Source organism: Gordonia sp. UCD-TK1 (assembly GCF_001691435.1).
Taxonomy (GTDB): Bacteria; Actinomycetota; Actinomycetes; order Mycobacteriales; family Mycobacteriaceae; genus Gordonia; species Gordonia hongkongensis.
In genome coordinates this window covers 1-27000 of record NZ_LZMP01000004.1, presented here as the reverse complement: position 1 = coordinate 27000, position 27000 = coordinate 1, and the positions used below count along the sequence as shown (strand labels likewise).

Here is a 27000-nt window from a genome sequence, read left to right as displayed (position 1 = left end):
AGACGGCGCCGACGTTCAGTACAGGTAGTCCTCGCCGCTGGCCCGGACCGTCACGTCGGACAGACTGATGCCCCACGGCTGGTCGATGACATGCACGACCGCCCGGGCGAGATCCTCCGGGGTGATCAGCCAGTACTTCACCGAGTCGACGTCGACGAGCTCGTCGGGCAGCGTGCCCTGCATCAGCTCCGTGATGTGCTCGCGGTACGACGCCGCACGTTGCCCGACGATCCCGCGGATCGCGCGGTCGTTGACGATCCAGCTCGCCAGGTTGGTGCCGGCCACGCCGGTCGGTTTGACCGTCGTCACCTTGATCTTGCCCTTGGCCTCGATGCGTAAGGAGTCCGACAGCATCGTCACGGCGGCCTTGGTCGCGCTGTAGACACCCGAGCCCTCGAAGCCGCCGTTGCCGTAGATCGACGCGATGTTGACCACCTGACCCCGGCCCTGCGCGATCATCTGGTCGTACACCGCCGAGATGCCGTTCACGACGCCCTTGATGTTGATGTCGATGGCCCGGTGCCACTTCTCCCAGGCCCGCTCGTGGTCGGCGAAGAACGCCAGCGGCATCACCCCGGCGTTGTTGACGATCACGTCGATCGCACCGAACCGGTCGACGGCCGCCGCCGCGGCGCCCTTCATCTGGTCCATGTCGGTGACGTCGGCGACGTGTGCGACAGCCGACCCGCCGGTGGCGGTGATGCCGTCGGCGACCGCGGTGAGCCCGTCGGCGTCGATGTCCACACCGACGATGTGAGCGCCCTGTGCCGCGCACATCTCCGCGATCACCTTGCCGAAACCGCCTCCGGCGCCGGTGATGATGATGGTCTTGCCCTGCAGATGATCAGACATGCAACTCCCCGCCCGCGACAAATGGTCGCGTCATCCTAGCGTTCCGTTGCCGCCTGCTCGGCGAACTCCCCGTCCTCTCTTCGCTCTTCGGCACTCGGCCACGATCCCGACCAGGTCCACGCGAGCGCGGCGCGCCGCACTCACGCCCGCGCATCGGCCGTACACCGATGGCGGCCCTACCCACGCCCGCGACGATTCAGTCACATGACTGAAGGGCTTGTCAAGGGTTGCGTCGGCGATGTCCCCGATCACCACTGGTCACCGAAGTGGCCCTTGACACACAGGTCGTCCATGACAAATCCTGTGTCGCGACGGCCACGCCCCGGTCCGTCCCACGCGGCGTCCTCGACCCGCGACCACGGTCTCCACCGTCTCTCGAGCTGCCGAATCACCAAGCACCCGGCGCCATCTCGCGCCGAACGACAGGAGAACCATGACCGGGGTATCACCGACCAGACGTACCTTCCTGCGAGCGGCGGCGATGACCGCGGCGGGTTCGGCGGCCGCGGCCGTCACCGGAGCCGGACCGGCGTCAGGAGATCCATCGCGACGGATCCGGCGGACACGCGAAGAGCATCGGGTGGTGATCGTCGGCTCGGGATTCGGCGGTGGCGTCGCGGCGCTCCGGCTCGCGCAGGCCGGCGTGCCGGTCCTGTTGCTCGAGCGGGGCCGGCGGTGGCCGACGGGTCCGAACTCGGAGACCTTCCCGCGTGCGTCGAGTCCGGACAAGCGGATCCTGTGGCACGAGTCGACCCCGAACCTCTTCGGCAAGCCGCTGAGCGTCGAACCCTATGTGGGACTGTTCGAGTCGGTCGCGGGCGTCAACATGACCGCACTCTGCCCGGCCGGCCTCGGCGGTGGTTCCCTTGTCTACCAGGGCATGACACTGCAACCGAGCGAGTCGGTGTTCAACGAGCACTTCCCGAACGCACTCGACTGGCAACTGATGAACCGTGTGCACTACCCGCGGGTCGCGCGGATGCTGAAGGTCGCGGTGGCGCCCGACTCGGTGGTGCGTTCCCCGCAATACCTGGCACCGCGACAGTTCGCGAAACGAGTTCGGGCCGAGGGCCTTCCGCTGCAGAAGATCCCGATGCCGATCGACTGGGGGTATGCCGCGGCCGAGCTGCGTGGCGAGATGAAGCCCGCCTACACCAACGGCGACGGCGCCATCGGCGTGAACAACGGTGGCAAGCACAGTGTCGACGTCACCTATATCCGCGAGGCCGAGGCGACCGGGCGGGTTCAGGTCCGAACCCTGCACACCGTGCGGCAGGTCGCCCGCCGACCCGACGGCCGATGGTCCCTCGAGGTCGAACGCACCGACGAGTCCGGGAAAGTGTTGGAGCACAACGAACTGATCGCAGGGACACTCATCCTGTCGGCGGGCAGCGTGAACACGACCAAGCTGTTGGTGAAGGCGCGCGCGACCGGAACCGTGCCGGGCCTGCCCGACGGGGTGGGGCACGGATGGGGCACCAACGCCGACCGGATCTACACCTGGACCAGCCCCAGTATCGACTTCGGGACGGTACAGGGCGGACCGGTGGTCTTCGGCAGCCCCAACTGGAGCGATCCGAAGAGCGCGTTCACCGTCATCCAGGCATCGCTGCCGCCACTACCCGTGTACGCCGGCACCACGATGATGGTCGGTTTCGGGGTGAGCTCGGGCCGCGGCGTCATCTCCTACGACTCGGCGATCGGAGATTCGGTGATCCGCTGGCCACACGAGGGCGATTCGGAGATCCAGACCAAGCACATCGACCGGACCGTGCGCCGGATCGCCGGACCCGACGCCGTCCTGACGGACACCAATGCGGTGTTCCCCTCGACCTGGCACGCGCTCGGCGGGGCCAACATGGGTGCGGTGTGCGACCTCGAGGGACGCGTCCACGGCCAGCGCGGGCTCTACGTCATCGACGGCGCACTCATGCCGGGCAACACCGCGGCCTGCAATCCGTCGATGACCATCGCGGCGGTCGCCGAGCGCGCTCTCGACCGGATCGTCGCCCGGGATGTCGGCACGGTCATCTGATCACCGGGAGGCGGCCGGCGCGAGCCACATCCCGGTCAGCGCATCGACGACCAGGTCGCGCTCGTGCTCCCATGGGGCTGTTCGAGTCCCGCCGTCCTCGGCGGCCCGTTCGATGTCGGCGAGCGCGTTGACGATCATGTGGCGCGTCAGGTTGTTGCGCACTTCGAGCACGTCGTCGGGAAAGGTCGGCAGGGTGGCGTAGAACCGGTCGAGGATTGTCATGAGGACCTCCGATCGCGCGGTCTCCTCGTAGAGCAGGGCGGTCGCGGACGGATCGCTCGACACCTGGGCGAAGAACCGGGCGAAGTAGCTCGGCGCACCGATCTGTGCGAGGTACTCGACCTCGGGCCCGACGAGGCAGCGGAGCCAGTCGCGGACCCCGGGGTCGGGTCCGACCTCCGACAGGCATTTCTGGCGAAGCCGCTCGATCGGGACGTTGTGCGACGTCAGGGTGGCGCGGAGGAGATCGTCCTTGGAACCGAAGTGATGGCCGACGGCATAGTTGTTGCCCTGACCGGCCGCCTTGCTGATCTGGCGACTGGACACGGCCGCGACCCCGTTCAGGGCGATCAGTTTCTCGGCCGCCTCGATGAGCAGCGCACGGGTGCGGGCAGACTGCTCCGTCTTCCCTTCGCTCATGGATCGATGATGCCCTACCGTCGCCGATCGAGACGCCGGGATGGTGGCCGTGTCCGACTCGCCGAAACACCGCAAAGCGGTCAGTGCCGTACGGAGGTGCGTCGACGCGACACGCGAACCGACCCCGGCTGCGCGGGAAGTCGCAGCGCGAGTGGTCATCCGGGCCTAAGGTGGATCGACGAATGCCCGGATGATCCACCGTCCGACCGACCGCCGGTCGCAGGACCCGACTGTTGGGAGGGACCAGATGGCGACTGCGCCTCCGGCCACGGCGAACCTGCGAGAACTGACGCTCCGAGGTGCCGTCCTCGGTGGCATCATCACGCTGGTCTTCACGGCCGCCAACGTGTACCTCGGACTCAAGGTGGGCCTCACGTTCGCCACCGCGATCCCGGCCGCCGTCATCTCGATGAGCATTCTGCGGTACTTCGCCAACCACTCGGTGGTCGAGAACAACATCGTCCAGACGATCGCGTCCGCCGCCGGCACGCTGTCGGCGATCATCTTCGTCATACCCGGTCTGGTCATCATCGGATGGTGGACGGGCTTCCCGTACTGGATCACGGTGGCGGTGTGCGCGATCGGCGGAATCCTCGGCGTCATGTACTCGATCCCGCTACGACGCGCGCTGGTCACCGGCTCCGACCTGCCCTACCCGGAAGGCGTTGCGGCAGCAGAGGTACTAAAGGTCGGCGATTCCGCGGGCGGTGCCGCGGAGAACAAGGCCGGCCTGCGCACGATCGTCATCGGTTCGCTCGCGTCGGCCGGTTTCGCCCTGCTCACCAAACTCCAGGTCCTCAGCGATTCGATCTCGACGACGATCAGGATCGGCACGGGCGGAACGTTGTTCAGTGCCGGGTTGTCGATGTCGCTGATCGGCATCGGCCATCTCGTCGGGATCACCGTGGGCATCGCCATGCTCGTCGGGGTGGTGATCTCCTACGTCGTACTGCTGCCCATCGAGACCCAGGGGCGCACGGCGGGGGAGGATTTCGGCGACGCCGTCAGCTCGATCTTCGCCAACGACGTGCGACTCATCGGGGCCGGGGCGATCGCCATCGCGGCCGTCTGGACGCTGATCAAGGTCATCGGTCCGATCGTGCGGGGAATCCGGGCGGCCATGGTCTCCTCGCGATCGCGTCGGGAGGGGGTCACGGTCGACATCACCGAGCGGGACATGCCGATCAACATCGTCGGCGGCAGCATCCTCGTGCTGCTCATCCCGATCGGAATCCTGTTGTGGGACTTCGTGCGCGACACGGTTCTGGAGGGCAGTGCCACCGGGATCATCGTGGTCAGCATCGTCTTCGTGTTCGTCATCGGACTGGCGGTCGCGTCGGTGTGCGGGTACATGGCGGGCCTGATCGGGTCGTCGAACAGCCCCATCTCCGGCGTGGGCATCCTGGTGGTTCTCATCGCCGCACTGCTCGTGAAGCTGACCTTCGGGCCGGCGGACGACTCGCAGACCGACGCGCTCATCGCCTACACGCTGTTCACCGCCGCGGTCGTCTTCGGCGTCGCGACCATCTCCAATGACAACCTGCAGGACCTCAAGACCGGTCAGCTCGTCGGGGCGACACCGTGGAAACAGCAGGTGGCGCTGATCATCGGCGTGCTGTTCGGGTCGGCCGTGATCCCGCCGATCCTGCAGCTGATGTACGAGGCCTTCGGGTTCGTCGGCGCGCCGGGTGCCACCGAGGACGCGCTCGCGGCACCGCAGGCCGGGCTGCTGACGACCCTCGCGCAAGGTGTCCTCGGGGCGGACCTGAACTGGGGACTCGTCGGAATCGGCGCCCTGATCGGCGCGGTGGTGATCGTTATCGACGAACTCCTCGGTCGCGCAGGGCGTTTCCGGCTGCCGCCGCTGGCTGTCGGGATGGGCATGTACCTGCCGATGTCGGTGGTCCTGATCATCCCGATCGGCGCCTTCATCGGTCACTACTACAACCGCTGGGCCGAACGCAGCGGCGGCGCAGTGGAACACAAGAAGAGGATGGGTGTCCTGCTGGCCACCGGCCTGATCGTCGGCGAGGCGCTCTTCGGCGTGGTCTTCGCCGGCATCGTGGCGGCCACGGGCGACGACTCGGCGCTGGCGATCGTCGGCGACGGCTTCGGGACCTGGGCACAGATCCTCGGCGTCATCGTGTTCGCCGCGACCATCGCCCTCCTCTACGACCGTGTCCGCAAGATAGCGACCGCGAGCGGGACGTCGTCGACGACCGCCGGCACTCCGAAGGACTGAGATGGCAGAGGGAATACTGGCACGTGCGATCGACGACTTCACGGCCGGTGCCGAGCATCTGACGCGGTTGGTGGACCTGATCGCCGACGATCGCTGGGACGGACCCGGTCTCGGCGAATGGTCGTTGCGATCGCTCGTCGGACACGCGAGCAGATCGCTGACGACGGTCGTCACCTACCTGGCCGAGCCCGGTGGTGATGTCGAATTGACCTCGACCGCGGCCTATTTCGCATCGATCCGCGGTTACGGAGACCCCGCGTCGGTCCGACAGCGAGGAGTGGACGCCGGGCTGTCCCTGGGGAACGATCCGCGCGCCGGGGTCCGGGAGCGGCGCGCACAGGCCGTCGACGCCCTTGCGGGAACGGGGGACCGGCCCCTGACGACGCCGTTCGGCGGCATCATGCTGTCCGATTACCTGCCCACCCGGACCTTCGAACTCGCGGTGCACGGTCTCGACATCTCGCGGGCGATCGGTTCCGATCTCCCGCTGCCGGCCGAGGTGCTGGCGTCAGCGCTGTCGACGGCGGCCGCCACCGCACTGCTCACCGGTCAGGGCGAGCAGGCGTTGCTCACCCTGACCGGCAGGGAATCTGCACCGTTGTCCGTCGTCTGACGTCCCCGACGGGGCGGTCAGCTCGCGACATTCGTGCGCGCGAACTCGGCGACGATCGCGGCGTTGAAGGCGGCGAGGTCGTCGGGCTTGCGGCTGGTGATCAGCACGTTGTCCCCGTCGCGGCATGTCACGACCTCCTCGTCGACCCAGGTGCCGCCGGCGTTGATGACGTCGGTGCGCACACTCGGGAACGACGTGAGGGTGCGGCCGCGGACAACGTCGGCCTCGATCAGGGTCCAGGGCGCGTGGCAGATGGCCGCGACCGGCTTGCCGGCATCGAAGAAGCTGCGCACGAAGCGGACGGCGGGCTCCGAGGTTCGCAGGAAATCCGGGTTCGCGACACCGCCCGGCAGGACCAGCGCGTCGAAGTCCATCACGCGGGCGTCCTCGAGAGGGGTGTCGACGGGGAAGGTGTCGGCCTTGTCGAGGTGGTTGAACGCCTGCACCGTGCCGGAGTCGGTGGACACCAGGACGGGCTTGCCGCCGCACGCCTCGACCGACTTCCACGGTTCGGTGAGTTCGACCTGCTCGGCGCCCTCCTGGGCGACGAGGAAAGCGATGGTGGTGCCGTTCAGTTCTTCGGCCATGGCCGTGTACCTCCTTGTACGCGCCGACTACGGCATCGGCGCCTCGTCGGATCCGGTACCCGCGGGCGTCGTGCACCAAACGGTCACACCCCGCCCGGGCATGACCCGGGCGGGGTGTGTTGAATGTCCCCGGACGACGACTGGGAGGTAGTGGTGGGTGGTTTCGACGGCGTCGCGACGCTGGTCCATCTGGCACGTGGTGGACAGATCGGCGAGTCCCACGAGACGCCGCACACGGTGGTCGCCGACGGACCGCACCGCACGCTGCGGCGGTACGGCACCGACGACGAGGTGATCGCAGCCGTCGGCACGGGACGGCGACCGGTGCTGCTGATCCCGCCGCTCGCGGTGTCCACATCGTGCTACGACCTCGCCGACGGGCTGTCGGTGGTGCAGTTCCTCCTGTCGACCGGCCGGGTTCCGTACGTACTCGACTTCGGCGACATGACCCGCGCCGACCGACACCTCGGGTTCGCCGACTTCTTCGACGACATCGTCCCCGGGGCCGTCGCCGCGACCGTCGCAGACTTCTACGGCAACGCCGATGACCCGGCCGCCGGAACGTCGCGGGATTCCGCGGAGATCGACCTCCTCGCGTGGAGTATCGGCGGGACCATCAGCCTGTTGACCGCTGCCGCGAACCCGGACCTGCCGGTGGCGTCGGTCGTCGCGGTCGGCACGCCTCTCGATTACTCCAAAGTCCCGCCGTATCCGCTGGTCAAGACGCTGATGAAACCGGTCGGCACCGCGCCGGTGACACTGGCGCTGCGAGCGCTCGGCGGGATCCCCGCGCCGCTGGTCCGCCTCGCCTATCGAGGCACGGCCTGGCAGCGCGAACTCAAGAAGCCGGGCTACATCCTGCGCAACGCCGACGACACCGACGCGCTGACCCGGATGAAGGCCATCGACCGTTTCCAGGAGACGATGCCCGGCTATCCGGGCAAGGTGTCCGAGCAGATGTGGGAGAACTTCATCATGCGCGGCGAACTCGCCGACGGGGTGCTCGACTTCGGCGGACGGGTCGTCGACCTCGCCGAGGTCGCGGTACCGGTCGCGCTGTTCGGCAGTCACCGCGACGCGATCGTCAGCTGGGCCGCCGCCCACCATGGGGTGGGGCTGCTTTCCGGGGCGCCGCGCGTCGAGTTCACCACGGTGGAGACCAGCCATCTGGGTTTGATCGCCGGGTCCGCTGCGGTCGAGCAGACGTGGCCACGCATCGACGAGTTCCTGACGTCGGTGCACGCAGTTCGTAGATGAAAAAACCTTCATCTTCGACTCATGGACGGCTCACCGGCGTCCGTCAGAGTCGTTGACATGAACTTCTCACGAGTACTCGCCACCATCGCCCTCGGTGCGCTCGCGGTTGCCGTCGTGACCGCCAGCTTCTTCCTCATCCGTTCACCCGAGCCCAGCCTGGCCTCCGACGCCGTCTCCGTGGACGTGTCCCAGACGCCGGAGGCCAAGACTGCTCCCGCGCAGTCGCCGCAGGTGCAGACCCCGGCCGCGGCCCCGGTTCCCCAGGTCCCGGCCGGCGCACCGGTGCAGCGGGCCGTCCCACCGAACCTGGGTTCGGACGACGACGACTGGTGCGACGTCAACGCGGCCCATCGCGACGACGACTGTGATGACGACTGGGACGACAACGGCCGGGACGACAACGACGACTGGGACGACCAGGACGACGACTGGGACGATGACATCGATGACGGCCAGGACGACTGACGACGCGACAGCGAAATTAGCCGAGAGTGCGGGTGTGCGTCAGCGCCCCGCGCTCTCGGCGCGCTGGCGTATCACGGCCTGGATCATGCTCACCACGTTCCTGCTGCTGGTGGTGGTGTTCGTGGTGACGCGCAACCTGTTGCTCCGTGACGTCGACACCCGGGTGAACAACTACGTCGCGCAGGAGGCGAGCGAGTTCCGGACGTTCGCGTCCGAGGGGGTCGATCCGACGACGACGGAACCGTTCACCTCGGTGTCGCGACTGCTCGAGGTGTTCCTGTCGCGGCAGTCGGCCGGTGAGGGCGAGGTCATGGCCGGCGTCGTCGGCGACACCGAGATCCTCGAACTGCCGGGCAACGCCTGGCCGGCCCCGGGCGAGGGGCGTCGCGTCCTCGACGAACTGCGGGCGCAGAGCGGGGCGGCCGGGGTCTTGTTGACTGCGCATGGTGAGATCCGCTGGGGCAAGGTGGATCTGACGCCCGTCGGTGGCTCGGCCGACCCGGCGTCGGGCGCGTCGCAGCCGGGGACCTTCATCGTCGGCATCTACACCGACCCGGGCCGGGAACTGGTCGACCGCACGATGCGGGTGCTGGCGATCGTCGGGCTGGCCGGGATGATCGTCACCACCGGCGTGGCGTATCTGGTCGCGGGCCGGATCCTGGCGCCGGTCCGCAGTGTGCGGATGGTCGCCGCGGAGATCAGCGAGAACGATCTCACCGCACGGGTCCCGGTCATCGGCCGCGACGACGTGGCCGCGCTGGCCCAGACCTTCAACGCGATGCTGGACCGTATCGAGGATGCCTACACGACGCAGCGGCAGTTCGTCGACGACGCCGGACATGAACTGCGGACCCCGATCACGGTCGTGCGCGGCCATCTCGAGTTGTTGCCCGACGATCCGGAGGAGAGGCGCAAGACCCTCGATCTCGTGGACAGCGAGCTGGGGCGGATGGGCCGCATCGTCGGCGATCTGCTCATGCTGGCGAAGTCGGAGCAACCCGACTTCGTGGTGGCCAGGCCGACCGACGCGGCTCAGCTGATGCTCGACATCGAGTCCAAGGTGCAACCGCTCGGTGACCGGCAGTGGTTGCTCATGGAGGTCGCCGAGGGCCCGTGCGAGGTGGATCACGACCGGATCACCCAGGCGATGCTGCAGTACGCCTCCAACGCGGTYCGGCACACCCGTGCCGGTTCGGTCATCCAGCTGGGCTCACGCTTCGCCGGCGTCGGAGCGCAGCGACACCTGTCGATCTGGATCACCGACGACGGTCCGGGGGTCGAGCAGGAGGACGCGGCGCGGATCTTCGAGCGGTTCCAGCGCGGGCAGTCGGCGTCGGCGCCTCAGCACGCGGCCGGCGCCGGGCTGGGACTGGCGATCGTGCGGGCCATCGCCGACGCCCATCACGGAATCGCCTGGGTACGTAGCATTCCCGGGCACGGCGCCACGTTCGGCATCGACGTCCCGGTTCCCGACACGACCCCCTACGCCGATGCAGCGCCGTCGGTGCCAGCAGAAGGAGAGCGGCGATGAGCCGGGTTCTGATCGCCGAGGACGACGCGCGGATCGCCTCGTTCATCGGCAACGGACTGCGTGCGGCCGGTTACAGCACCGAGCACGTGTCCGACGGCTTGTCCGCGCTCGAGGCTGTGCGCAGCGGTGGTTTCGACATGGTCGTCCTCGACATCGGTCTCCCGGCGATGGATGGCTTCGATGTCCTGTATTCCATGCGCGGCGAGGGGATCACGACGCCGGTCGTGGTACTCACCGCCCGGGACAGCGTGAGCGACACGGTCAACGGCCTCGAGGGCGGTGCCAACGACTACATGACCAAGCCCTTCCAATTCGCCGAACTGCTCGCCCGCATCCGGCTACGACTCGTCGACGACTCGGCCGTCGCGTCGGAGAACCTGTTGTCCGCCGGGGATCTTCGGTTGGATCTGAAGTCCAGGCGCGCCCGGGTGGGTGCGGAGACGTTCGACCTCACCGCGCGTGAGTTCGCACTACTGGAGGTGTTCCTGCGTCACCCCGATCAGGTGCTCTCGCGCGAACAGATCCTCGGCCATGTCTGGGGTTACGACTTCGACCCGGCCTCGAATGTGGTCGACGTCTACGTGCGCGCCCTGCGGAACAAGATCGGTTCTCACCGGTTGGAGACGGTGCGCGGCATGGGGTATCGGCTGCGCGCGTCGAACTAGCCGCTTCTCACCCTGGTGCGACACTGAGCCAGTCGGCGAACCCGGAGGGGTCGTGCCGGCCGAGTGCCCCGTGCTCGAAGAGTCCCCAGCCGGTGCGGGTGGTGCCGTCGGACTCCTGGCATTCGGCGCGTCCGACGTGGTCGATCACGCCGAACGGCATGCGACCGACGATCTCGGCACTGGTCATGTCGTAGGTGCGGCGTTCGGTGAAGTCCGTTCCGCGCCAGACGCCGTGGGTCCAGTCGGGGTCACCGCCGTAACCGCCGCCCACATGAATGGGAACGGGCAGCAGGGACTCCACCTGCAGCGTCACCGAGGAACCCCCTGCCCCGGTCGTGGAAATCGTTGCACCGGTGGGTACCCGGGTGCCCGCGGCGTAATGGATCGAGACGTTCGGCCAGCCCAGCTGTTCGACGCGGCCGTCTTTCCACACGCGCGAGCAGTCGTTGAGTGTGCGGTAACCGTCGGGGTCCTCCTGGATGATGAGGACGAGCTGGAAGTCGTCGAAGGCGATGGGGACGTACAGCCACCACATGCCCTCGAACGGTGGATCCGCCGGCCGCCCCGCCGGCTCGGGCTCGCCGACCGGCCGGATTCCCCACGAACGGTCGCGGGTGCCGATCCAGGTCGACGGGTCGACGACGATGTGCTCGCCATCGACGGTGATCGAACCACGCCAGCTGCCGACCTGCGCGAACCGCTGCGCGTCGAGGGTGACCTTCGCGCCTTGCCTCATCACGTGCGGCTGCTCGAGCAGTGCGTCGAACAGGCCCTCCCAGTGGAGATCCAGGGCGATGCCCTCGGTCTCCTCCAGCGTCAGGTGCAGCGCGCGCAGCGGGTTCTCGATGCTCAGCCGATAGTTGCCGACGCGCTGCTCGAGCCGGTTGTCGTCGATCGCGTCGCTGAGGTGCACCGCGGTCTGGGTGTCGGTGCCGTCCGGGTTGCGCCGCCGGATCAGCACGAACGCGTCCTTCACACCCAGGTTGGGGTAGTAACCGATGCCGGTGATGAGGAAGATGGTGCCGCTGCGGTCGTGGGCGTTGAGGTACGCGCGGTCGTAGAAGTTGCGATCGCTGTTGCCCGGCCAGGCGATCGGCTGTGGCAGTTGGTGAATGGGATACTCGTCCATCGGCCCCAGGCCGCGTCGGCTCATGTGGTCAGTCCTCCTCGAGGAGTCGTTCGAGCAGTGGTCGGTGGTAGAACAGGGTGCCGTCGACGTCATCGGGACGTTCGAGTTCGCCGAAGTGCACGCGGCGGGCGCCGGTCCGCATGAAGACACAGCACCACTGGACCGCGGCATGGACGTAGAACCAGCGCAGGTCGCCCAACTCGACTCCGGTGAGCTCGCGGTAGGTGTCGCGGACGTCGTTCTCGCGGAGCAGGTCCGGCAGTCCGGGAAGGCCGGCCATCGTCGCGAGCTCTTGGAAGACCCGGTGTGCGAAGATCACCCAGGCGATGTCCAGTTCGCGGGGACCGGTGCGCGCCATCTCCCAGTCGAGCACCGCCGTCGGGGTGAAGTCGACGAACATCATGTTCCCGATGCGCGAATCTCCCCAGGACAGCACCGGTTCGGCGTTCGCGGCATCGTCGGGGAAGTTGTCGGCGAGCCAGGCGAGCGCCCGCTCGACGAGAGGCGAGCGGCCGATCCCCTCGACCGAGAAGTCGTACCAGTCCCGCAACCAGGCGAGCAGACGAGCGAGGGGAGTGTCACCGGCGGGTAGGTCGTCGGAGAGGAAGTCGAACTGCCGGGCCGCGTCGGGGATCGAGTGCAGGGCGGCGATCACGCCGACCGCGGACTCCTGGGCCCGCCGGCGATCGTACTCGGCGGCGTCCCCGAACCAGTTGTCGCCGAACGTGTACGGCATGACATCGGGTGGGACTTCGCCCTCGCACCGGTCCATGAGGAAGAACGGGGCTCCCAGCAGCGAGCCGGTCGGTTCGAGGTGGTGCACGGCCGGGACCGGGACGTCGCTGAGCCGGGCGATCAAGCGCATCGTCTCGTACTGGTAATCCATTCGGTAGGAACGGAACACGGGGACGTCGGTGGTCGACGGCGCCATCCGCATCACCCAGTGCCGGGTGGGCTCGCCGGGCCACGACACGGAGACGGGGATGGTCTCCGACGACATGCCGTTGCTGTCGCCGCCCGCCGCGACCGTGACGGCGGGGGTGTCGTCGGGAGTGTCGTCCTGCTCGGTGAGCCAACGCGCGAGCGTGTCCGGGACAGAGGTGTTGTCCCGGCTCGAACGCTGCAGATGGTCGACCTGCTCGACGGCGGGCTCGGTGGCCATGGCACCCCCTGTGTTCGGCAGCGAGAGATTCGCTACGGTGAGTAGCGTTATGACAGCAGAACGGTCGGGCGGCCCGCAGCGACTTGGCGAAAATCTTCGAAGGGAAGCCGGCGAGTGATGAGTGCTGGGACGGGGGAGTCGGTCTCGGGACGGCCGCGCGACCTGCGGATCGACTCCGCGGTGCTCGATGCCGCCGCCGAACTGCTCGTCGATGTCGGATACCGCAAGCTCACCATGGCCGCGATCGCGGAACGCGCGGGCACCACGAAGACCGCGCTCTACCGTCGCTGGACGGGTAAGGCAGAGCTGGTGCATGACGTCGCGTTCTCCCGGATGATGCGGCTGCCACCGTCCAGCGGTGAGGTCGCCGCCGACATCCGCACCATGGTCGCGGCGGCGCGTGACCTGTTCGCCAGTCCCGTGACCCGCGCGGCGTTGCCCGGTCTCATCTCGGACATGGCTGCCGAACCCGAGCTGGCGGCGCGTGTGCACTCCGGGTTCGCGGAGGTGTTCGGCGCGTTGCGTGATCGGTTGGTGGTCGCCGTCGATCGCGGCGAGGTGCATCCCGATGTCGATCCGGATCGGCTCATCGAGGTCGTCGGCGGGGCGGCGATGCTGCATGCGCTGTTGCTCGACAATCGCGACTTCGAGACCGCGTGGGCCGATCAGCTGAGCGCGATCGTCGTGCACGGAGTTCTCCGATGACTCGCCCGCATCCACCTACACTCGTGGGATGACCGCCCCGAGCAACACCGACGATGTCGTCGAGCAGATCCTGTCCACCTACGACGCGATCACCGTGGTCGGTGCCAGCGCCAATCCGTCGAAGGCCGCCAACGAGGTACCGGCGTACATGAAGAACCGTGGCTGGCGGATCATCCCGGTGAACCCCGCGGCCGACGAGATCGTCGGGGAGAAGGTGTACCGCACCCTGGCCGACATCCCGGAACAGGTCGGCCTCGTCGACGTGTTCCGCCCGGGACCCGAGTGCGCCGACGTCGCCCGGGCGGCCGTCGCCGCCGGCGCGACCGCGCTCTGGCTGCAGCTCGGGATCATTTCGGCGGAGGCGCGGGCGATCGCCGAGGATGCGGGTCTGCTGTACGTCGAGGACCGCTGCCTGATCATCGAGCAGCGCCGCACCGGTATCGTCCCCGGCTGACGCCGACGGTGACCCGGTGAACTTCCTCGACGAGCTCACGCATCAGCGACTGCCGCTGTTCCTGCTGTTCGCGTCGTTCGTCATCACGTTCATCGTCACGCGGGTGATCACCCGACTCATCCGGGCGGGCAAGGGCCCCTTCCGCAACAACGTCTCAGACGGCGTGCACGTGCACCACATGGTGCCCGGTCTGATCCTGACGATCGTCGGCGCCTTCCTCTCGGTGGGTGTCAACGGGGCGTCGCCCGGTGCGGAGATCAGTGCGGTGTTGATCGGTGTCGGCGCCTCGCTCGTGCTCGACGAGTTCGCCCTGATCCTGCGCCTTCAGGACGTGTATTGGTCACCGGAAGGCCAGCTCTCGGTACAGGTGGTGGCGCTGACGGTCGCCGCGCTGGGCATGGCGGTGCTCGGGTTCAACCCACTCGACGACGCGGACGTGGAGATCGGTCCCGTCGCGCTGGTGGCCACCGTGCCGGTCAATGTCGCGTGCGCGATCCTGTGCGTGCTCAAGGGCAAGTTCTCCACCGCCATTGTCGGCGTCTTCATCCCGGTGTTCGCCTGGGCCGGTGCCATCCGGCTGGCCCGGCCACACTCGGCGTGGGCGCGCCGGCGGTACGCACCGGCGAAGACGGAGAAAGCGCGGGCCCGCGCGAAGAGCTTCGACGACCGTTGGGGCCGTTGGGGTCTGAGCATCGGTGACCTCATCGCGGGCAAGCCCACCGATCCCGCCAGTCTGGTGGCCGGTGCGCCGGGAGACAAGACGACGGCCGCGGCTCCGGGTACGCCGCCGCCTGCTCCCTGATCGAAAGAAGCGACCCATCGCTTCCTGAGGTGTGAGGAGCGATAGCGACGAGCCACGAAGGGTCTGGTGAGACACGTTGCGAAGCCCTTCGTGGCTCGCTTCGCTCGCACCTCAGGGAGCAGAGGTCGGGCTCGCTTCGCTCGCACCTCAGGGAGCGGGGGATATGCTGAGCCACCGCTCCCCGAGCAACAAGGTCAATCATTCTTCCCGAACGCGTCTCGGGCAATCTCGACGAACCGTGCTGCGGCAGCGGAGGTTCTCGACCTCCAGAGCAATCCCAGATGTGCGGTGGCATCGACATCCCGGATCGGCACCCCGACCACGCGGTCGTCGGCCGCGGCAATCGACTCGCTGAGGATGCCGACTCCCATTCCGCTGCAGACCAACTCGATGATCGCGTCCGGTGAGGAGGCCTCGATCGCGGGCCGGATCGGTCCCCCCTGCACTGACACCGCAGCGTCGAACACGCTTCGGGTACCCGCGCCGCGGGGCAGGCAGATGAGCGATCGGTCGCGGAGTGAGGCGAGATCGACGGTGCGGCCCCGGGGCCGGCTCCTCGTCGGAAACACTGCGACGACCCGCTCGGCGATGATCGTCAGCGGCTCGACCCCGGGCGGGAGGTCGTCTCCGTAACCGGCGAGCGCGATGTCGAGGTGTCCGCGGTCGACCGAGGTGATGAGGTCCGCGGAGGGCGACTCGCGAAGGCTCATCTCGATCTGCGGGTGGGTTGACCGGAAGGTACCCAGGGCGGCGAACAAGGGTGCGATCGTGCAACCCTCCACCATTCCGATCGACAGACTCCCACGCAGCAGCCCGTCGACCTCGGCGACGGCGGCGGCTACCCGCGCGGCGGCGTCCAGGGTGTCGCGCGCGGCCGGGAGCGCTGCACGTCCCGCCTCGGTCAATCGGACCGTACGCCCGGTGCGATCGAACAGCACGGAGCCGAGTTGCCGCTCGAGGGTGCGGATCTGGGCGCTGATGTTCGGCTGGGTCGTGTGGACATGCGCCGCTGCCGCGGTGAAGCTGCCCTGTTCGGCGACGGCCGCGAAGTACTCGAGTTGGCGGAGTTCCATAACGCAGAATGATACCGACGATATAAAGCATCACTTGGACTTATTTGTTCCCCGGCAGCAGCATGGACCCAGACGACATCGAGAGGAGCGACAATGACCACTTACGAGACCGCGCGAACGCCCGAGGACCTGACGAGACTCTTCGTCGAGTTCTCCAACGCCGGGGACGCCGAGGCCGTGGCCTCGCTGTACGACGAGAACGCGGTGATGGCGTATCCGCCCGGTGAGGTCACGCGCGGACGGGCCGCGATCCGGGATCTCTGGGCATCGGTCTTGGCGCACCGGCCGACCTTCGCGCCGGAACCGCCGTTGCCGACCCTGGTATTCGGGGACGATCTCGCACTGACGTCGACTCCACCCCGTGATGGTGCAGGTGCCCGCGCGCAGGTGGTGGCGCGGCAGGCCGACGGATCGTGGGTGCGGATCATCGACCAACCGGAGTTCCAGGCACCGAAGTCCTGAGACTCCGGGCCCGGATTTCTGAGGCCGGATTCAGATCCCGTGCTAGCTTCGCTGTGGTGGCGGTTACATCCGCCGGGCGACGGTGCGAAGGGACGGATCGGGCGTGGGAGTACCGGAAGCGGACGGCGTCGCCGCGAAGATCGCGTCCCGCCTCGCCGACAAGCGTGGCGGCACGCTCTCGGTCGAGGGCGCGAGACTCCTGCCGGCGGGCGCGAGCAGGGCGACGTACGCGGCCACCCTCGTCGACGGAACCGGCCAGGTCGAGCCGATCATCATCCGCGCGGTTCCCGCTGCAACCGACGACGGCGGACTGCGGGCCGAGGCGCAGGTCCTGCGTGCCGCCGCCGACGCCGGGGTGCCGGTGCCGGAGATCCTCGACGCCGGATTCGACGAGGACGACAACGCGCTGGGATTCCCCTATCTGGCAATGAATTTCATCGACGGAGAATCCATCCCGCGGCGCATTCTGCGAGACGATGCCTACGAGGGTGCGCGCGCCGGATTCGTCGATCAGTGCGGCGAGATCCTCGCACGTATACACCGGATAGACGTCGCACAGACGCCCGGTCTCGGTGATCTCGGCGATCCGATCGACGGTTTGCGGGACCTGTTCCCACGCGAGTTCGATGCGATGCCGGCCGGCCTGGTGCTGGCCACCCAGTGGCTCACGGACAACCGGCCCGAACCGTCACCACGGCACACGCTCGTGCATGGCGACTTCCGTCTGGGCAATCTGCTCGTCGACGCCGAAGGAGTTGCGGCGGTTCTGGATTGGGAACTGGTGCACCTCGGCGATCCCGTCGAGGACCTCGGTTGGCTATGTGCCAAGGCGTGGCGTTTCGGAGGGTCGACGCCCGTGGCCGGGATGGGTGACCGGACCTCGCTCCTCGACGCCTATGCGCGTGAGGCGGGTTGGCGTCCCACCGAACAAGCCCTGCGGTGGTGGGAGCTCTACGCCACCGTCAAGTGGGGACTGATCTGCGCGGTGCAGGCCGCCCGGCACCTCGATGGCGTCGAACGATCCGTCGAACTGGCCGCGATCGGACGCCGAAGTGCCGAGCAGGAGTTCGACGCACTGCTCGACCTGGGTCTCGTGTCGCCGGGACCGGTACCCGATCCGCTGGCCGAGGCGCCGGGCGAGGAACCGGACAACGATCTCTACGGTTCACCGACTGCAGTCGAACTACTCGAGGCGCTCACCGAATTCCTGCGGTCCGACGCGGTACAGGCAGACCTGTCGCCGCAGGTGCGTTTCCATACGAGAGTGGCCGGCAACGTCGTCGACGTCGTGCGTCGACAGATGCTCACCGGTGCACGGGACGCCGAAGCGAGCGCGCAACGGCTGAGCGCGCTCGGCGTCGCTGATCAGCACGCGCTGTGCGAGGCCCTGCGTTCCGGCGAACTCGACGGCACCGACCCGAAGGTCCGTGACGCCGTTGTCGCCGACGTGCGGGCGCGACTCCTGGTCGCCAACCCCAAGTACTTCGCGGTCCCTCACCCGTGACCGCCGGACATCCGATCCCAACCGAGAGGGGTTCATCGTGGACTTCGCACTGCCCGAGTCGCTGACCGACTATCTCGCCGAACTCGATGCCTTCATCGAGGCGGAGATCATTCCCCTCGAGCAGACCGACGACAACATCCGCTTCTTCGACCATCGGCGCGAGGACTCCCGAACAGACTGGGAGCGTGGTGGTTTGCCGAACAAGGAGTGGGAAGCTCTTCTGGGAGAAGCGAGACGACGCGCGGATGCGGCCGGCCACTTCCGCTACCCCTTCCCGTCCGAGTTCGGTGGCCGGGACGGATCGAACCTGGCGATGGCGATCATCCGCGAGCACCTGGCGTCGAAAGGTCTGGGGCTGCACTGCGATCTGCAGAACGAGCACGCCATCGTCGGCAACAACATCGGGCTGCTCCTCATGCTCGAGTACGGCACACCCGAGCAGCGGGAGGGATGGGTGGAGGGCCTGGCCGCGGGTACGAAGTTCTTCGCCTTCGGCATCACCGAACCCGACCACGGCTCCGACGCCACGTGGATGGAGACGACCGCCGTCCGCGACGGCGACGACTGGATCATCAACGGCGAGAAGACGTGGAACACCGGTATCCACGCCGCCCATCGCGACATCATCTTCGCGCGCACCAGCGGCGAACCGGGCGAGGCCCGCGGCATCACGGCGTTCCTCGTCGACCCGCAGGATCCGGGTTTCGCCGTGGAGGAATATCTCTGGACGTTCAACATGCCCACCGACCACGCGCACATCACGCTGCGGGACGTCCGGGTGCCGAACTCCGCGGTGTTCGGGGCGGAGGGAGCCGGCCTGCAGGTCGTGCAGCACTTCTTCAACGAGAACCGCATCCGGCAGGCGGCCTCCAGTCTCGGTGCCGCCCAGTACTGCGTCGACCGTGCGGTGGCCTACGCCAACGAGCGCGCGCCGTTCGGCAAGAAGCTCTCGACGAACCAGGCGATCCAGTTCCCGCTCGTCGACCTGCACACCCGGTGCGCGATGATCCGGGCGCTGATCCGCGAAACCGCCTGGAAGATGGACACCTACGGGCCGTTCGCCGCGTCGGCCGAGGTCTCCATGTGCAACTACCAGGCGAACCGGCTGTGCTGCGATGCCGCCGACCAGGCGATGCAGGTGTTCGGCGGACGCGGATACTCGCGGCACGAGCCGTTCGAGCACATCTACCGGCACCATCGGCGCTACCGGATCACCGAAGGTGCCGACGAGATCCAGATGCGACGCGTCGCCGGATACCTGTTCGGTTTCATGTCGGGAAAGGCGCCCAAGGGAGTGCAGTCGTCCTGAGTAGGCTGACCACATGATCGCGGTCATCATCATCGTGGCCACCGTGGTGGTTGCCCTGTTCATCCTCGGCGGTGCCGCCTGGTTCGCGTACGACTCGGACAAACGGGTGCGCACCTTCGCCCGATCCACCGACCTGATTCCCGGCCGACCGGGTCGGGCGCCGGAGAGCTGGGCCACCGACAACACCCGGGAAGCACTGCTGCATCGGCGCATTCGGTACGCGATCGCCGACGTGCATGCCAACCCGGCGATCCCGCACGACGACGAACTCGTCGCGGCACGCAACCGCCTCGACGACGCGGTCTTCGAACTCGACGACCGGCTCATCGCATCGGTGGACCTCGGTGGCGAGGAGGCGACCGAAACCCTCGACCGAGCCGAAGCCGGGATCAAGGACCTCGAGAAGCTGCCGAAGAAGCTGTGGGAGGCCCCCCGCGAGGAACAGCTCGCCGACCTGGACCGCGTCGCCCGAGTGCTGTCGCGCGGCTGACGATCAGATCACCGTCGGCCGTGGCGGCGGGTCCGGCTGCGGGGGAGCCGGCTGTGGGTCGGGAGCCGGCGGTGGGGTGGGAACGGGAATCGGCGGCTCCGGTGGCGGCTCCGGGATGGGCTCGGGCGCCGGCACGGGCTCGGGCGGAGGTGGGGGCGGCGGGACCGGTTGACTCATGTGCGGACTCCTCTCGACGCGAATGTCTCGTTCGCGGTTCGCTTGGTTCGTCCTGAAGACTTCTCCGACGCTACGCCCGTGCCGGGAGCCCGGCCACCGAGCGACACTCAGGGGCCGGCGAGTTCCAGCAGTGTACGCACGGTCCGCAGGTTGCGGCCGGTGCCCTGTACACCCAGGCCGCGCGCGATGACCGGTGCGGTCAGGGTCGATCGTCCGGCCCCGTCGGCGTAGCGGATGTGCAGGTCGGACCCGAGGACGCGGACCACATCGTCGCCGAAGTCCTTGCGTTCGAACGCGGCCACCTTGTCGCGCGCCGGTTCGCCGGTCAGGAAGTAGACGTAGGAGTATTTGTCGTCGACGACGTCGAACGGATGCGCCTCGAGCGCGGCCCGGACCTGTTCGGGCGAGCGGCTGATGACCTCCCGGAACCAGCCGTAGCGATCCTGCAGCGCGGTCTCGAGCGCGCGGTCGAACCGCTCGGGGTCGGCGGGCGGCGAACAGATCAAGTTCCCCGACGCGATGTAGGTAGAGATTTCCGTTGCCCCGAGATCGGCTGCCATATTACGTAATTCGGCCATGGGTAGTTTCGCGCCGCCGACGTTCACCGCGCGGATCAGCACGATGCGCCGGCTCACGAACGTACCTTCGACAGGTCGGTCCGAACCAGCATCACGTTGTAGTCGTCCCACCGGGAGACGACGAAGTAGAGGTCCTTGCCCGACGATCGAGGGTGGATGTAGGGCGTGTACAGACCGCTGGACTGCTTGTGCGAGACGAGCACCCGCTCGCCGCTCCACGGACCCACGGGTGACGGCGACGTGCGCATCACGATCGTCCCCGACCGCTCGGTCAGCATGATGAACCGGCCGAGGAATGCGTTGTACGCCACGGACATCTCGCTGACCGGGCCGGCGACGATCGGCGTGGCCTCAGCCGGATTCGACGACCAGCCCGTGCCGCCGCGAAAGTACTGGTACCGGTCGAGGTTCAGGATGTCGGCGGGGCGGAAACGGGCCACGTGAGCAGAGCCGAAACGCCCGTTCGGAGTGCCGTACTGGTAGATGTACTCGCCACTGCGCAGGAAGGCGCCCATCTGGAACCGGTTGTGGCCACGCGTCACCTGGGGGACGCCCGGGATTGTCAGGTCGGCATTCCAGCGAAGGGTGTTGTTGTCGACGGTCCAGGTCTGACCGTTGTTGTGCGACACGGCGATTCCCGAATAGTTGGTGTTCCAGCGGCCTGGGCCAAGCCACCGGTGGATCGACATGAAACTGACGAACTGCGTGCCGTTGATCGAGATCCCGCCGGTGGGAATCCGCCCGACCTCGATGTTGCGCACCCCGACCGCGTTGAACATGGGTTGCGCCCACGTCGGGTGGGCCGGTGTCACCGAGGCGCCCGACCGGACCGATCCGGGTACGGCGTTCGGGAATCGGATTCCCTTGGCGAGGTCCGAAGCCGCGTCACTGCGCAGCATCGTGTTGTGCTTCCAGGCCATCTGCCCCGCGCATCGGCCCCAGGTGTCGCCGAAGGCCATCAGGATCTGACCGGAGCCGTTGTCCCACGGCACGCCGACGTCGGTCGCGGTGATGCCGAAACGGGTGTCGGTGCGGGCGGGACTTCGGGGACCGGTCACCCAGGAGATGGCCTTGCTGGCGCCGGTGAGCTTCGGGAGCGGGCCCTGCGGCTTCTTCCCATCCGCCCGATAGCTGCCGAAGTCGAGACTGCCCCAGCCGAGCTCGCTGGACCCCGAACTGCCGGTGCTGCCGACATCGCCCCCGGTGATGCCGGTGGCGTTGCAGACCGCGGCTTCGGCGGGTGCGGACACAGCGGCGAGCAGGCCGCCCGTGAGGGCGACGATCGCGACGGCTGCGAGCACGCGGCGGACCGGGCGCAGACGAATCCGGCTGCGTCGAGGCATGGATGTACCCCCTGGGAGATGACAGGTGGTGTCAGTGTTGCAGAAGTGTCAGCTGGGAGAAGCGTCGATGCCGAACCGAAGCCGGTGCGTGACCCGGGAGGAGCGAGCTTGCGAGCCATCCTCCGGCTCCACAAGCCTGACACTGAAGGGAGTAGTGGGGGAGTTGTTTCTCTGGGATCTGGATCGCGGCGCCCAGCGAATCAGCGGCGGGTGGCCACCGCGAACGTGCGGCGGAAGGGCAGGACCGTGCCCCATTCGCGTCGGGGATAGGCCTCGGCGAGGCGTTGCTTGAGATCGGCGACGAACTGCACCCGGAGTTCGTCGGACAGCGCCTGCATGTACGGGCGGGCGCCGGTGCCGGACATCCAGTCGAACACCGGGTCCTGGCCGTCGAGCACGTGGAAGTAGGTCGTTTCCCAGGCGTCGGCGTGGTAACCGCGGTCGGCGAAGAACTCGAGGTACATCTCGGCGTCGAGTCGAGGGAGCGCCCGCAGGTCGCCGAAGGCCCCCAGGTACGGCTCGGTCGCGGCGAGATCGGCGAGGGCGGAGTGGGTGGGGGAGTCCGTGTTGTTGGGTACCTGCAGAGCGAACGCGCCTCCGTCGGTGAGGTGGTCGAGCAGTCGGTCGATGACGTCGAGGTGGTCGGGCACCCACTGGAACATCGCGTTGGAGATCATCAGGTCGACCGGCCGGTGAGGCGTCCACTGCGAGACGTCGGCGGCGTCGTAGTTGGCATGCGGATCGGTGTTGTCGCGGATCGCGCGATCGACCATCTCCGCCGAATCGTCGATGCCCAGGATCTCCGCCGACGGCCAGCGTGCCCGCAGGTGCTTGGTGAGATGACCCGGTCCGCAACCCAGGTCGATCACCGACAGCGGGTTGGTCGGGATCTGTGCGATGAGGTCGAGAAACGGACGCGCACGGACGTCGGCGAACTGCAGATAGCGTGTCGGGTCCCACACAACCATGACTCCACCCTAACCGTGAGCCTGCGATCGGGGGTCGCGGCTGCCGTAGGCTTCCCTGCGTGACAGCTTCCGCGAACCAGGCAACCGATGGCTCCTCCGCAGATCCGGCGGCCGGCTCGGCCGTCGTCGAGATCTCGACCGACGGTGCCTGCCTGGGCAACCCGGGCCCGGGTGGCTGGGGCGCGGTGCTCCGCTACAAGGGCACCGAGAAGCGGATCTCCGGGTCCGAGCCGGACACGACGAACAACAAGATGGAGCTCACGGCCGCCATCGAGGGTCTGGCGGCACTGACCAGGCCGTCGACCGTCATCATCTACACCGATTCGACCTACGTGCGCAACGGCATCATGAAGTGGGTCAACGGCTGGCAGGCCAACGGCTGGAAGACCAAGGATCGCAAGCCGGTCAAGAACGCCGATCTCTGGCGTCGTCTGGTCGAGGAAGAGAAGCGTCACAAGGTGGAGTGGCGCTGGGTCAAGGGGCATGCCGGCGATCACTTCAACGAGATCGCCGACGAACTCGCGACCACCGCGGCTCGATCGGTGGCCCGATGACGCCGGTGGCGGTGGCCGTCGAACCCGTCCGCGACGAGCATCTGGTCGCCGCGATCGAAGGTGCGGGCGGCCGGATCGTCGGTCTCGACGACGCCCGGGTGCTGGTGTGGATCGGGCCGCCCGGGGAGTTCCCGGAACTGCCGGACGCCGTCGAATGGGTGGCCCTCAAGACCGCGGGGATCGAGGATTTCGTCGCCGCCGACGTACTCGACGACCGTCGGATCTGGACCAATGCGTCCGGCTTCTATGCCGAGAACGTCGCCGAACACGCACTGGCTCTGCTCCTCGCCGGGCTCCGGCAGATCAACACCGCCGTCCTCCGCCACTGGGACAAGGAGCGGATCGACACCGCGGTCCGGTCGCTGCACGGTTCCACGGTCGCCATCGTCGGAGCCGGCGGGATCGGCGCCTCCCTCGCTCCGCGTCTTCGGACATGTGGCGCTCGCGTCGTCGCGGTGAACCGGTCCGGGCGCGAGGTGCCCGGCGCGCACGAGGTCCGGCAGTCGAATGAGTTGGATCAGCTGTGGGGGACGTTCGACCACGTCGTGCTGGCCGCGCCGTCGACGCCGGAGACGCGGCACATGATCAACGCCGAGAGCCTCGCCGCACTACCCGCACACGCGTGGGTGGTGAACGTCGCGCGCGGGCCCCTTGTCGACGAGGAGGCGCTGCACCGCGCGCTGGTCGACGGGCAGATCGCGGGGGCGGCGCTCGACGTGACCGATCCGGAACCGCCCGCCGACGACCATCCACTCTGGTCGCTTCCGAACGTGATCATCACCCCGCACGTCGCCAACCCGGCATCGGGGCTGACGCGCGAGCTCGCGCCGTGGGTCGCCGAGAACCTGCGCCGATTCGTCGCGAATGAGGAACTCCTGTCCGTGGTGACCACGAACCGCGACTACTGAGCCCGGTGACCTGCCGGTTTCAGCCGATTTCTAGAACACGTTCTCGTTTCGTGCCTCGCCGTGGCATGGTCAACGGGTGATTCTCGATAGATTCCGGATAGACGACCAGGTGGCCATCGTGACCGGCGCGAGCCGGGGACTCGGGGCGGCGATCGCGGTCGCCTTCGCCGAGGCAGGCGGCGACGTGGTGATCGCGGCCCGCAGTGAGTCCGACCTCGCGCAGGTCGCCGACCGGATCCGTGCGGCCGGCCGACGGGCGCACGCCGTCGCCGTCGACCTCGCCGATCCCGACGCCGCGGCGGCACTCGCCCAGACCGCCGTCGACGCGTTCGGCCGCCTCGACACCGTGGTCAACAACGTCGGCGGTGCCATGCCGCGGCCGCTGTTCGACACCAGTCCCAAACACCTCCGGGACGCCTTCGACTTCAACGTCGGCAACGCGCACGCGCTGGTCGTCGCCGGCGCCAAGCAGATCCTCGCGACCACGGGCCAAGGGTCGATCATCAACATCACCTCCGCGGTCGGCCGCGTGCCCGGACGCGCCTATGCCGCCTACGGCACCGCGAAAGCCGCTCTCGCGCACTACACCCGCATCGCGGCGATGGATCTGAACCCGAAGATCAGGGTCAACGGCATCGCGCCGGGTGCCATCCTGACCTCGGCTTTGGAGATCGTCGCCGGCGACGAAGGGATGCGCACCGAGGTCGAGACCTCCACGCCGTTGCACCGCCTCGGTGATCCGGAGGACATCGCCGCGGCGGCGCTCTACCTGGCGTCGCCCGCCGGTGCGTACGTCACCGGCAAGATCCTCGAGGTCGACGGCGGAATCATCGCGCCCAACCTGGATCTCCCGATCCCGGACCTCTGATCGACCCGGAACGTTCAGTCCGAGCCGCGCTCCAGCGCGCCGGCGATCTGCTGTTCGAGATGTGCGGCCGCCACCCGGGGAACGTCGATGATGCCGTCGAGCTCGGCACGGACCTTCTTGTAGGCGGCCTGCCTCTCGGCCGGCGTGGCGCCGGTGTCGGCGGCGACGTTGATGAGTTTGCGCGCCCGATCGAGCGCCTCGCGTTCGATTGGGGAGAACCCGGTCTGCTTGCGACGCCGCGCCTCTCGCTCGGCGGCGTCGAAGGCGGCGGCGTAGTCGCCGACCGCATCGCGGTACTCGGCGAAGTCGGCTGGCGACATGGAGGTCTCGGCCGTGCCGACGGCGGCGGAATCCGATTCGGGCCGTAGATCATCCGCGCGGACCCGGGCCCGGTGGAAGGCCAGCGTCAACGGTTCGCGCATGTCGGTCATCAGCGGGAACTCGATCAGAGTCGCGAGATCGAGTTCGTAGGCGAACCACTTCTCGTTGAGCGCGTCGTGCTGCTTGCGGACCCGGCGTAACTGGTCTGCCGAGGTCGTCGTGAGCTTCAGCTGCTCGGTCTGGGCGTTCGCCTTGATCCGGGCGAGCTCGATCTTGTCCTTGCGTCGCTTCTCGTTGTACTTGCCGATCGAACCGGCCCACCCGCCGACGACCGCGCCGACCGGGAAGATCAGCCACCAGTAGCTCTCGGCGAAGTCGACGATCTCGTTCACGGCTCAACTGTACCGAGAGAAGGTCGAGGTCATTAGGGTGAACACATGGCCGACCCGGACGCGCCGAAGCTCAGCCTCGACACCGTCGAGGCCTGGCGAGAGTGGTTGCGCGACAACCATGAGACCTCGCCGGGGGTGTGGCTTGTGTTCTGGCGCAAGGGTTCGGGCCGGGAACCGCTCGACTACGACGAGTGCGTGCGCGAAGCGCTGTGCTGGGGGTGGATAGACGGTCACACCCGCGTCATCGACTCCGACCGCCGCGGCATGTGGTTCACCCGGCGCGGTCGCAACAGCGGATGGTCGGCGTCGAACAAGGCGCGGGTCGCCGACCTCGCGGCCGCCGGCCGCATTCAGCCCGCCGGGCAGGCCGTCATCGACGACGCCCAGGCCCGCGGCCTGTGGACGCTGTTCGACGACGCCGAGGCGCTCATCGAGTCCCCCGAACTCACCGCCGCCCTCGACGCCGATCCCGTCGCGCGTGCCAACTGGGACGCGTTCCCGCCCAGCGCGCGCAAGTTCGGACTGTCGCAGCTCGCCCTGGCGAAGCGGCCGGAGACCAAGACCAAACGCATCGCCACCATCGTCGAACGGGCGGCGCGCAACGAGCGGCCGGCGTGACCCTTCGTGACGCGCCCTCCGCAAGCTCCGGGCGCTCCTAGTAATAGCTGGAAGGGCTGGTAACTGGGACATCCTCCTGATGTGGTCATAAGGGGCTTGGTTATCCCAACCACAAAAGGAGGATGTCAATGTCTAAGGCTAGTCGTTTGAGTCGTGGAGACAAGCGTCGCAACGATCGGTTGAGCAAGTTCCGGGGCATCGTGCGCCGTGACTACGCGGTCGCAGCGATTGATCTGGCGTCGAAAAAGCAAGTTGTCGCTGTGGTCGATCACGACTCCCGCATCGTGGCGCGCAGAA

At 67.8% G+C, this 27000-nt stretch carries 28 protein-coding genes; 18 read left to right on the top strand and 10 right to left on the bottom strand.

The window, feature by feature from the left end; genetic code table 11:
- Positions 1 to 15: 15 nt before the first annotated feature.
- On the bottom strand, positions 16 to 852 hold the full coding sequence (locus A9310_RS03840) for an SDR family oxidoreductase (protein ID WP_065629450.1): 837 nt from the start codon (positions 850 to 852) through the stop codon (positions 16 to 18).
- A 433-nt stretch (positions 853 to 1285) separates the two neighbouring features.
- Between A9310_RS03840 and A9310_RS03835 the strand changes: the two genes are divergently transcribed.
- The gene (locus tag A9310_RS03835) at positions 1286 to 2887 is read left to right on the top strand and encodes a GMC oxidoreductase (RefSeq protein WP_065629449.1); all 1602 of its coding nucleotides are present in this window, start codon (positions 1286 to 1288) and stop codon (positions 2885 to 2887) included.
- Here the strand turns inward: A9310_RS03835 and A9310_RS03830 are convergent, their stop codons facing one another.
- Positions 2888 to 3526 carry a TetR/AcrR family transcriptional regulator gene (locus tag A9310_RS03830; RefSeq protein ID WP_058252797.1) on the bottom strand — a complete coding sequence of 213 codons (639 nt, stop codon included), beginning with the start codon at positions 3524 to 3526 and terminating at the stop codon, positions 2888 to 2890.
- Positions 3527 to 3773: 247 nt separating this feature from the next.
- On the opposite strand from A9310_RS03830, the gene A9310_RS03825 reads away from it, so the two are divergent.
- Positions 3774 to 5768 carry an OPT family oligopeptide transporter gene (locus tag A9310_RS03825; protein ID WP_065629512.1) on the top strand — a complete coding sequence of 665 codons (1995 nt, stop codon included), beginning with the start codon at positions 3774 to 3776 and terminating at the stop codon, positions 5766 to 5768.
- 1 nt (position 5769) lies between these two features.
- Positions 5770 to 6381 carry a maleylpyruvate isomerase family mycothiol-dependent enzyme gene (locus A9310_RS03820; RefSeq protein ID WP_065629448.1) on the top strand — a complete coding sequence of 204 codons (612 nt, stop codon included), beginning with the start codon at positions 5770 to 5772 and terminating at the stop codon, positions 6379 to 6381.
- A gap of 17 nt (positions 6382 to 6398) precedes the next feature.
- Here the strand turns inward: A9310_RS03820 and A9310_RS03815 are convergent, their stop codons facing one another.
- Positions 6399 to 6968, bottom strand: coding sequence for a type 1 glutamine amidotransferase domain-containing protein (locus A9310_RS03815; RefSeq protein WP_058252794.1), 570 nt, complete (start codon positions 6966 to 6968; stop codon positions 6399 to 6401).
- Positions 6969 to 7121: 153 nt separating this feature from the next.
- Between A9310_RS03815 and A9310_RS03810 the strand changes: the two genes are divergently transcribed.
- From A9310_RS03810 to A9310_RS03795, 4 genes are read left to right on the top strand one after another with little or no spacing between them, the layout of a single operon-like run.
- A complete protein-coding gene (locus tag A9310_RS03810; protein WP_083207253.1) occupies positions 7122 to 8225 on the top strand; it encodes an alpha/beta hydrolase in 1104 nt (367 codons plus the stop codon).
- Between the two features lie 57 nt (positions 8226 to 8282).
- Positions 8283 to 8690 (top strand): hypothetical protein, encoded by a 408-nt coding sequence (locus tag A9310_RS03805; RefSeq protein ID WP_254661168.1) that lies wholly within the window; start codon positions 8283 to 8285, stop codon positions 8688 to 8690.
- Positions 8691 to 8724: 34 nt separating this feature from the next.
- The gene (locus A9310_RS03800; RefSeq protein ID WP_254661167.1) at positions 8725 to 10221 is read left to right on the top strand and encodes a cell wall metabolism sensor histidine kinase WalK; all 1497 of its coding nucleotides are present in this window, start codon (positions 8725 to 8727) and stop codon (positions 10219 to 10221) included.
- On the top strand, positions 10218 to 10886 hold the full coding sequence (locus A9310_RS03795) for a response regulator transcription factor (protein WP_065629444.1): 669 nt from the start codon (positions 10218 to 10220) through the stop codon (positions 10884 to 10886). The genes A9310_RS03800 and A9310_RS03795 overlap by 4 nt, the downstream gene beginning before the upstream one ends.
- Before the next feature lie 7 nt (positions 10887 to 10893).
- On the opposite strand, the gene A9310_RS03790 is transcribed toward A9310_RS03795, so the two are convergent.
- The gene (locus A9310_RS03790; protein ID WP_065629443.1) at positions 10894 to 12039 is read right to left on the bottom strand and encodes a hypothetical protein; all 1146 of its coding nucleotides are present in this window, start codon (positions 12037 to 12039) and stop codon (positions 10894 to 10896) included.
- Between the two features lie 4 nt (positions 12040 to 12043).
- Positions 12044 to 13177 (bottom strand): phosphotransferase family protein, encoded by a 1134-nt coding sequence (locus A9310_RS03785; RefSeq protein ID WP_065629442.1) that lies wholly within the window; start codon positions 13175 to 13177, stop codon positions 12044 to 12046.
- Between the two features lie 117 nt (positions 13178 to 13294).
- On the opposite strand from A9310_RS03785, the gene A9310_RS03780 reads away from it, so the two are divergent.
- From A9310_RS03780 to A9310_RS03770, 3 genes are read left to right on the top strand one after another with little or no spacing between them, the layout of a single operon-like run.
- A complete protein-coding gene (locus A9310_RS03780) occupies positions 13295 to 13882 on the top strand; it encodes a TetR/AcrR family transcriptional regulator (RefSeq protein WP_065629441.1) in 588 nt (195 codons plus the stop codon).
- A gap of 28 nt (positions 13883 to 13910) precedes the next feature.
- Positions 13911 to 14336 (top strand): CoA-binding protein, encoded by a 426-nt coding sequence (locus tag A9310_RS03775; protein ID WP_058252786.1) that lies wholly within the window; start codon positions 13911 to 13913, stop codon positions 14334 to 14336.
- A 16-nt stretch (positions 14337 to 14352) separates the two neighbouring features.
- On the top strand, positions 14353 to 15138 hold the full coding sequence (locus A9310_RS03770; protein ID WP_065629440.1) for a hypothetical protein: 786 nt from the start codon (positions 14353 to 14355) through the stop codon (positions 15136 to 15138).
- A 194-nt stretch (positions 15139 to 15332) separates the two neighbouring features.
- On the opposite strand, the gene A9310_RS03765 is transcribed toward A9310_RS03770, so the two are convergent.
- Positions 15333 to 16211 (bottom strand): LysR family transcriptional regulator, encoded by an 879-nt coding sequence (locus A9310_RS03765; RefSeq protein ID WP_065629439.1) that lies wholly within the window; start codon positions 16209 to 16211, stop codon positions 15333 to 15335.
- Positions 16212 to 16304: 93 nt separating this feature from the next.
- On the opposite strand from A9310_RS03765, the gene A9310_RS03760 reads away from it, so the two are divergent.
- The 4 genes from A9310_RS03760 (at position 16305) to A9310_RS03745 (ending at position 19976) form a co-directional block, all read left to right on the top strand.
- Positions 16305 to 16673 carry a nuclear transport factor 2 family protein gene (locus A9310_RS03760; protein ID WP_065629438.1) on the top strand — a complete coding sequence of 123 codons (369 nt, stop codon included), beginning with the start codon at positions 16305 to 16307 and terminating at the stop codon, positions 16671 to 16673.
- Between the two features lie 103 nt (positions 16674 to 16776).
- Complete coding sequence (locus A9310_RS03755) at positions 16777 to 18177, top strand: phosphotransferase family protein (RefSeq protein ID WP_065629437.1); 1401 nt, start codon at positions 16777 to 16779, stop codon at positions 18175 to 18177.
- 37 nt (positions 18178 to 18214) lie between these two features.
- Complete coding sequence (locus tag A9310_RS03750) at positions 18215 to 19486, top strand: acyl-CoA dehydrogenase family protein (protein ID WP_065629436.1); 1272 nt, start codon at positions 18215 to 18217, stop codon at positions 19484 to 19486.
- A 13-nt stretch (positions 19487 to 19499) separates the two neighbouring features.
- Complete coding sequence (locus A9310_RS03745; protein ID WP_065629435.1) at positions 19500 to 19976, top strand: hypothetical protein; 477 nt, start codon at positions 19500 to 19502, stop codon at positions 19974 to 19976.
- 284 nt (positions 19977 to 20260) lie between these two features.
- Here the strand turns inward: A9310_RS03745 and A9310_RS03740 are convergent, their stop codons facing one another.
- From A9310_RS03740 to A9310_RS03730, 3 genes are all read right to left on the bottom strand, one after another.
- The gene (locus A9310_RS03740; protein WP_065629434.1) at positions 20261 to 20788 is read right to left on the bottom strand and encodes a DUF1697 domain-containing protein; all 528 of its coding nucleotides are present in this window, start codon (positions 20786 to 20788) and stop codon (positions 20261 to 20263) included.
- Positions 20785 to 22074 (bottom strand): DUF4185 domain-containing protein, encoded by a 1290-nt coding sequence (locus A9310_RS03735; protein WP_065629433.1) that lies wholly within the window; start codon positions 22072 to 22074, stop codon positions 20785 to 20787. Before A9310_RS03735 ends, A9310_RS03740 begins: the two co-directional genes overlap by 4 nt.
- 200 nt (positions 22075 to 22274) lie before the next feature.
- Positions 22275 to 23042, bottom strand: a complete 768-nt coding sequence (locus A9310_RS03730; RefSeq protein ID WP_065629432.1) for a methyltransferase domain-containing protein — start codon at positions 23040 to 23042, stop codon at positions 22275 to 22277.
- Positions 23043 to 23101: 59 nt separating this feature from the next.
- On the opposite strand from A9310_RS03730, the gene rnhA reads away from it, so the two are divergent.
- The 3 genes from rnhA (at position 23102) to A9310_RS03715 (ending at position 25372) form a co-directional block, all read left to right on the top strand.
- Complete coding sequence (rnhA, locus tag A9310_RS03725; RefSeq protein WP_065629431.1) at positions 23102 to 23596, top strand: ribonuclease HI; 495 nt, start codon at positions 23102 to 23104, stop codon at positions 23594 to 23596.
- Positions 23593 to 24504: a D-isomer specific 2-hydroxyacid dehydrogenase family protein gene (locus A9310_RS03720; protein ID WP_065629430.1), complete on the top strand. Its 912-nt coding sequence runs from the start codon at positions 23593 to 23595 to the stop codon at positions 24502 to 24504. Before rnhA ends, A9310_RS03720 begins: the two co-directional genes overlap by 4 nt.
- A gap of 76 nt (positions 24505 to 24580) precedes the next feature.
- Positions 24581 to 25372: an SDR family oxidoreductase gene (locus A9310_RS03715; RefSeq protein ID WP_065629429.1), complete on the top strand. Its 792-nt coding sequence runs from the start codon at positions 24581 to 24583 to the stop codon at positions 25370 to 25372.
- A gap of 14 nt (positions 25373 to 25386) precedes the next feature.
- On the opposite strand, the gene A9310_RS03710 is transcribed toward A9310_RS03715, so the two are convergent.
- Positions 25387 to 26085, bottom strand: a complete 699-nt coding sequence (locus tag A9310_RS03710; protein ID WP_065629428.1) for a hypothetical protein — start codon at positions 26083 to 26085, stop codon at positions 25387 to 25389.
- A 45-nt stretch (positions 26086 to 26130) separates the two neighbouring features.
- Between A9310_RS03710 and A9310_RS03705 the strand changes: the two genes are divergently transcribed.
- A complete protein-coding gene (locus A9310_RS03705; RefSeq protein WP_065629427.1) occupies positions 26131 to 26703 on the top strand; it encodes a YdeI family protein in 573 nt (190 codons plus the stop codon).
- Positions 26704 to 27000: the final 297 nt, after the last annotated feature.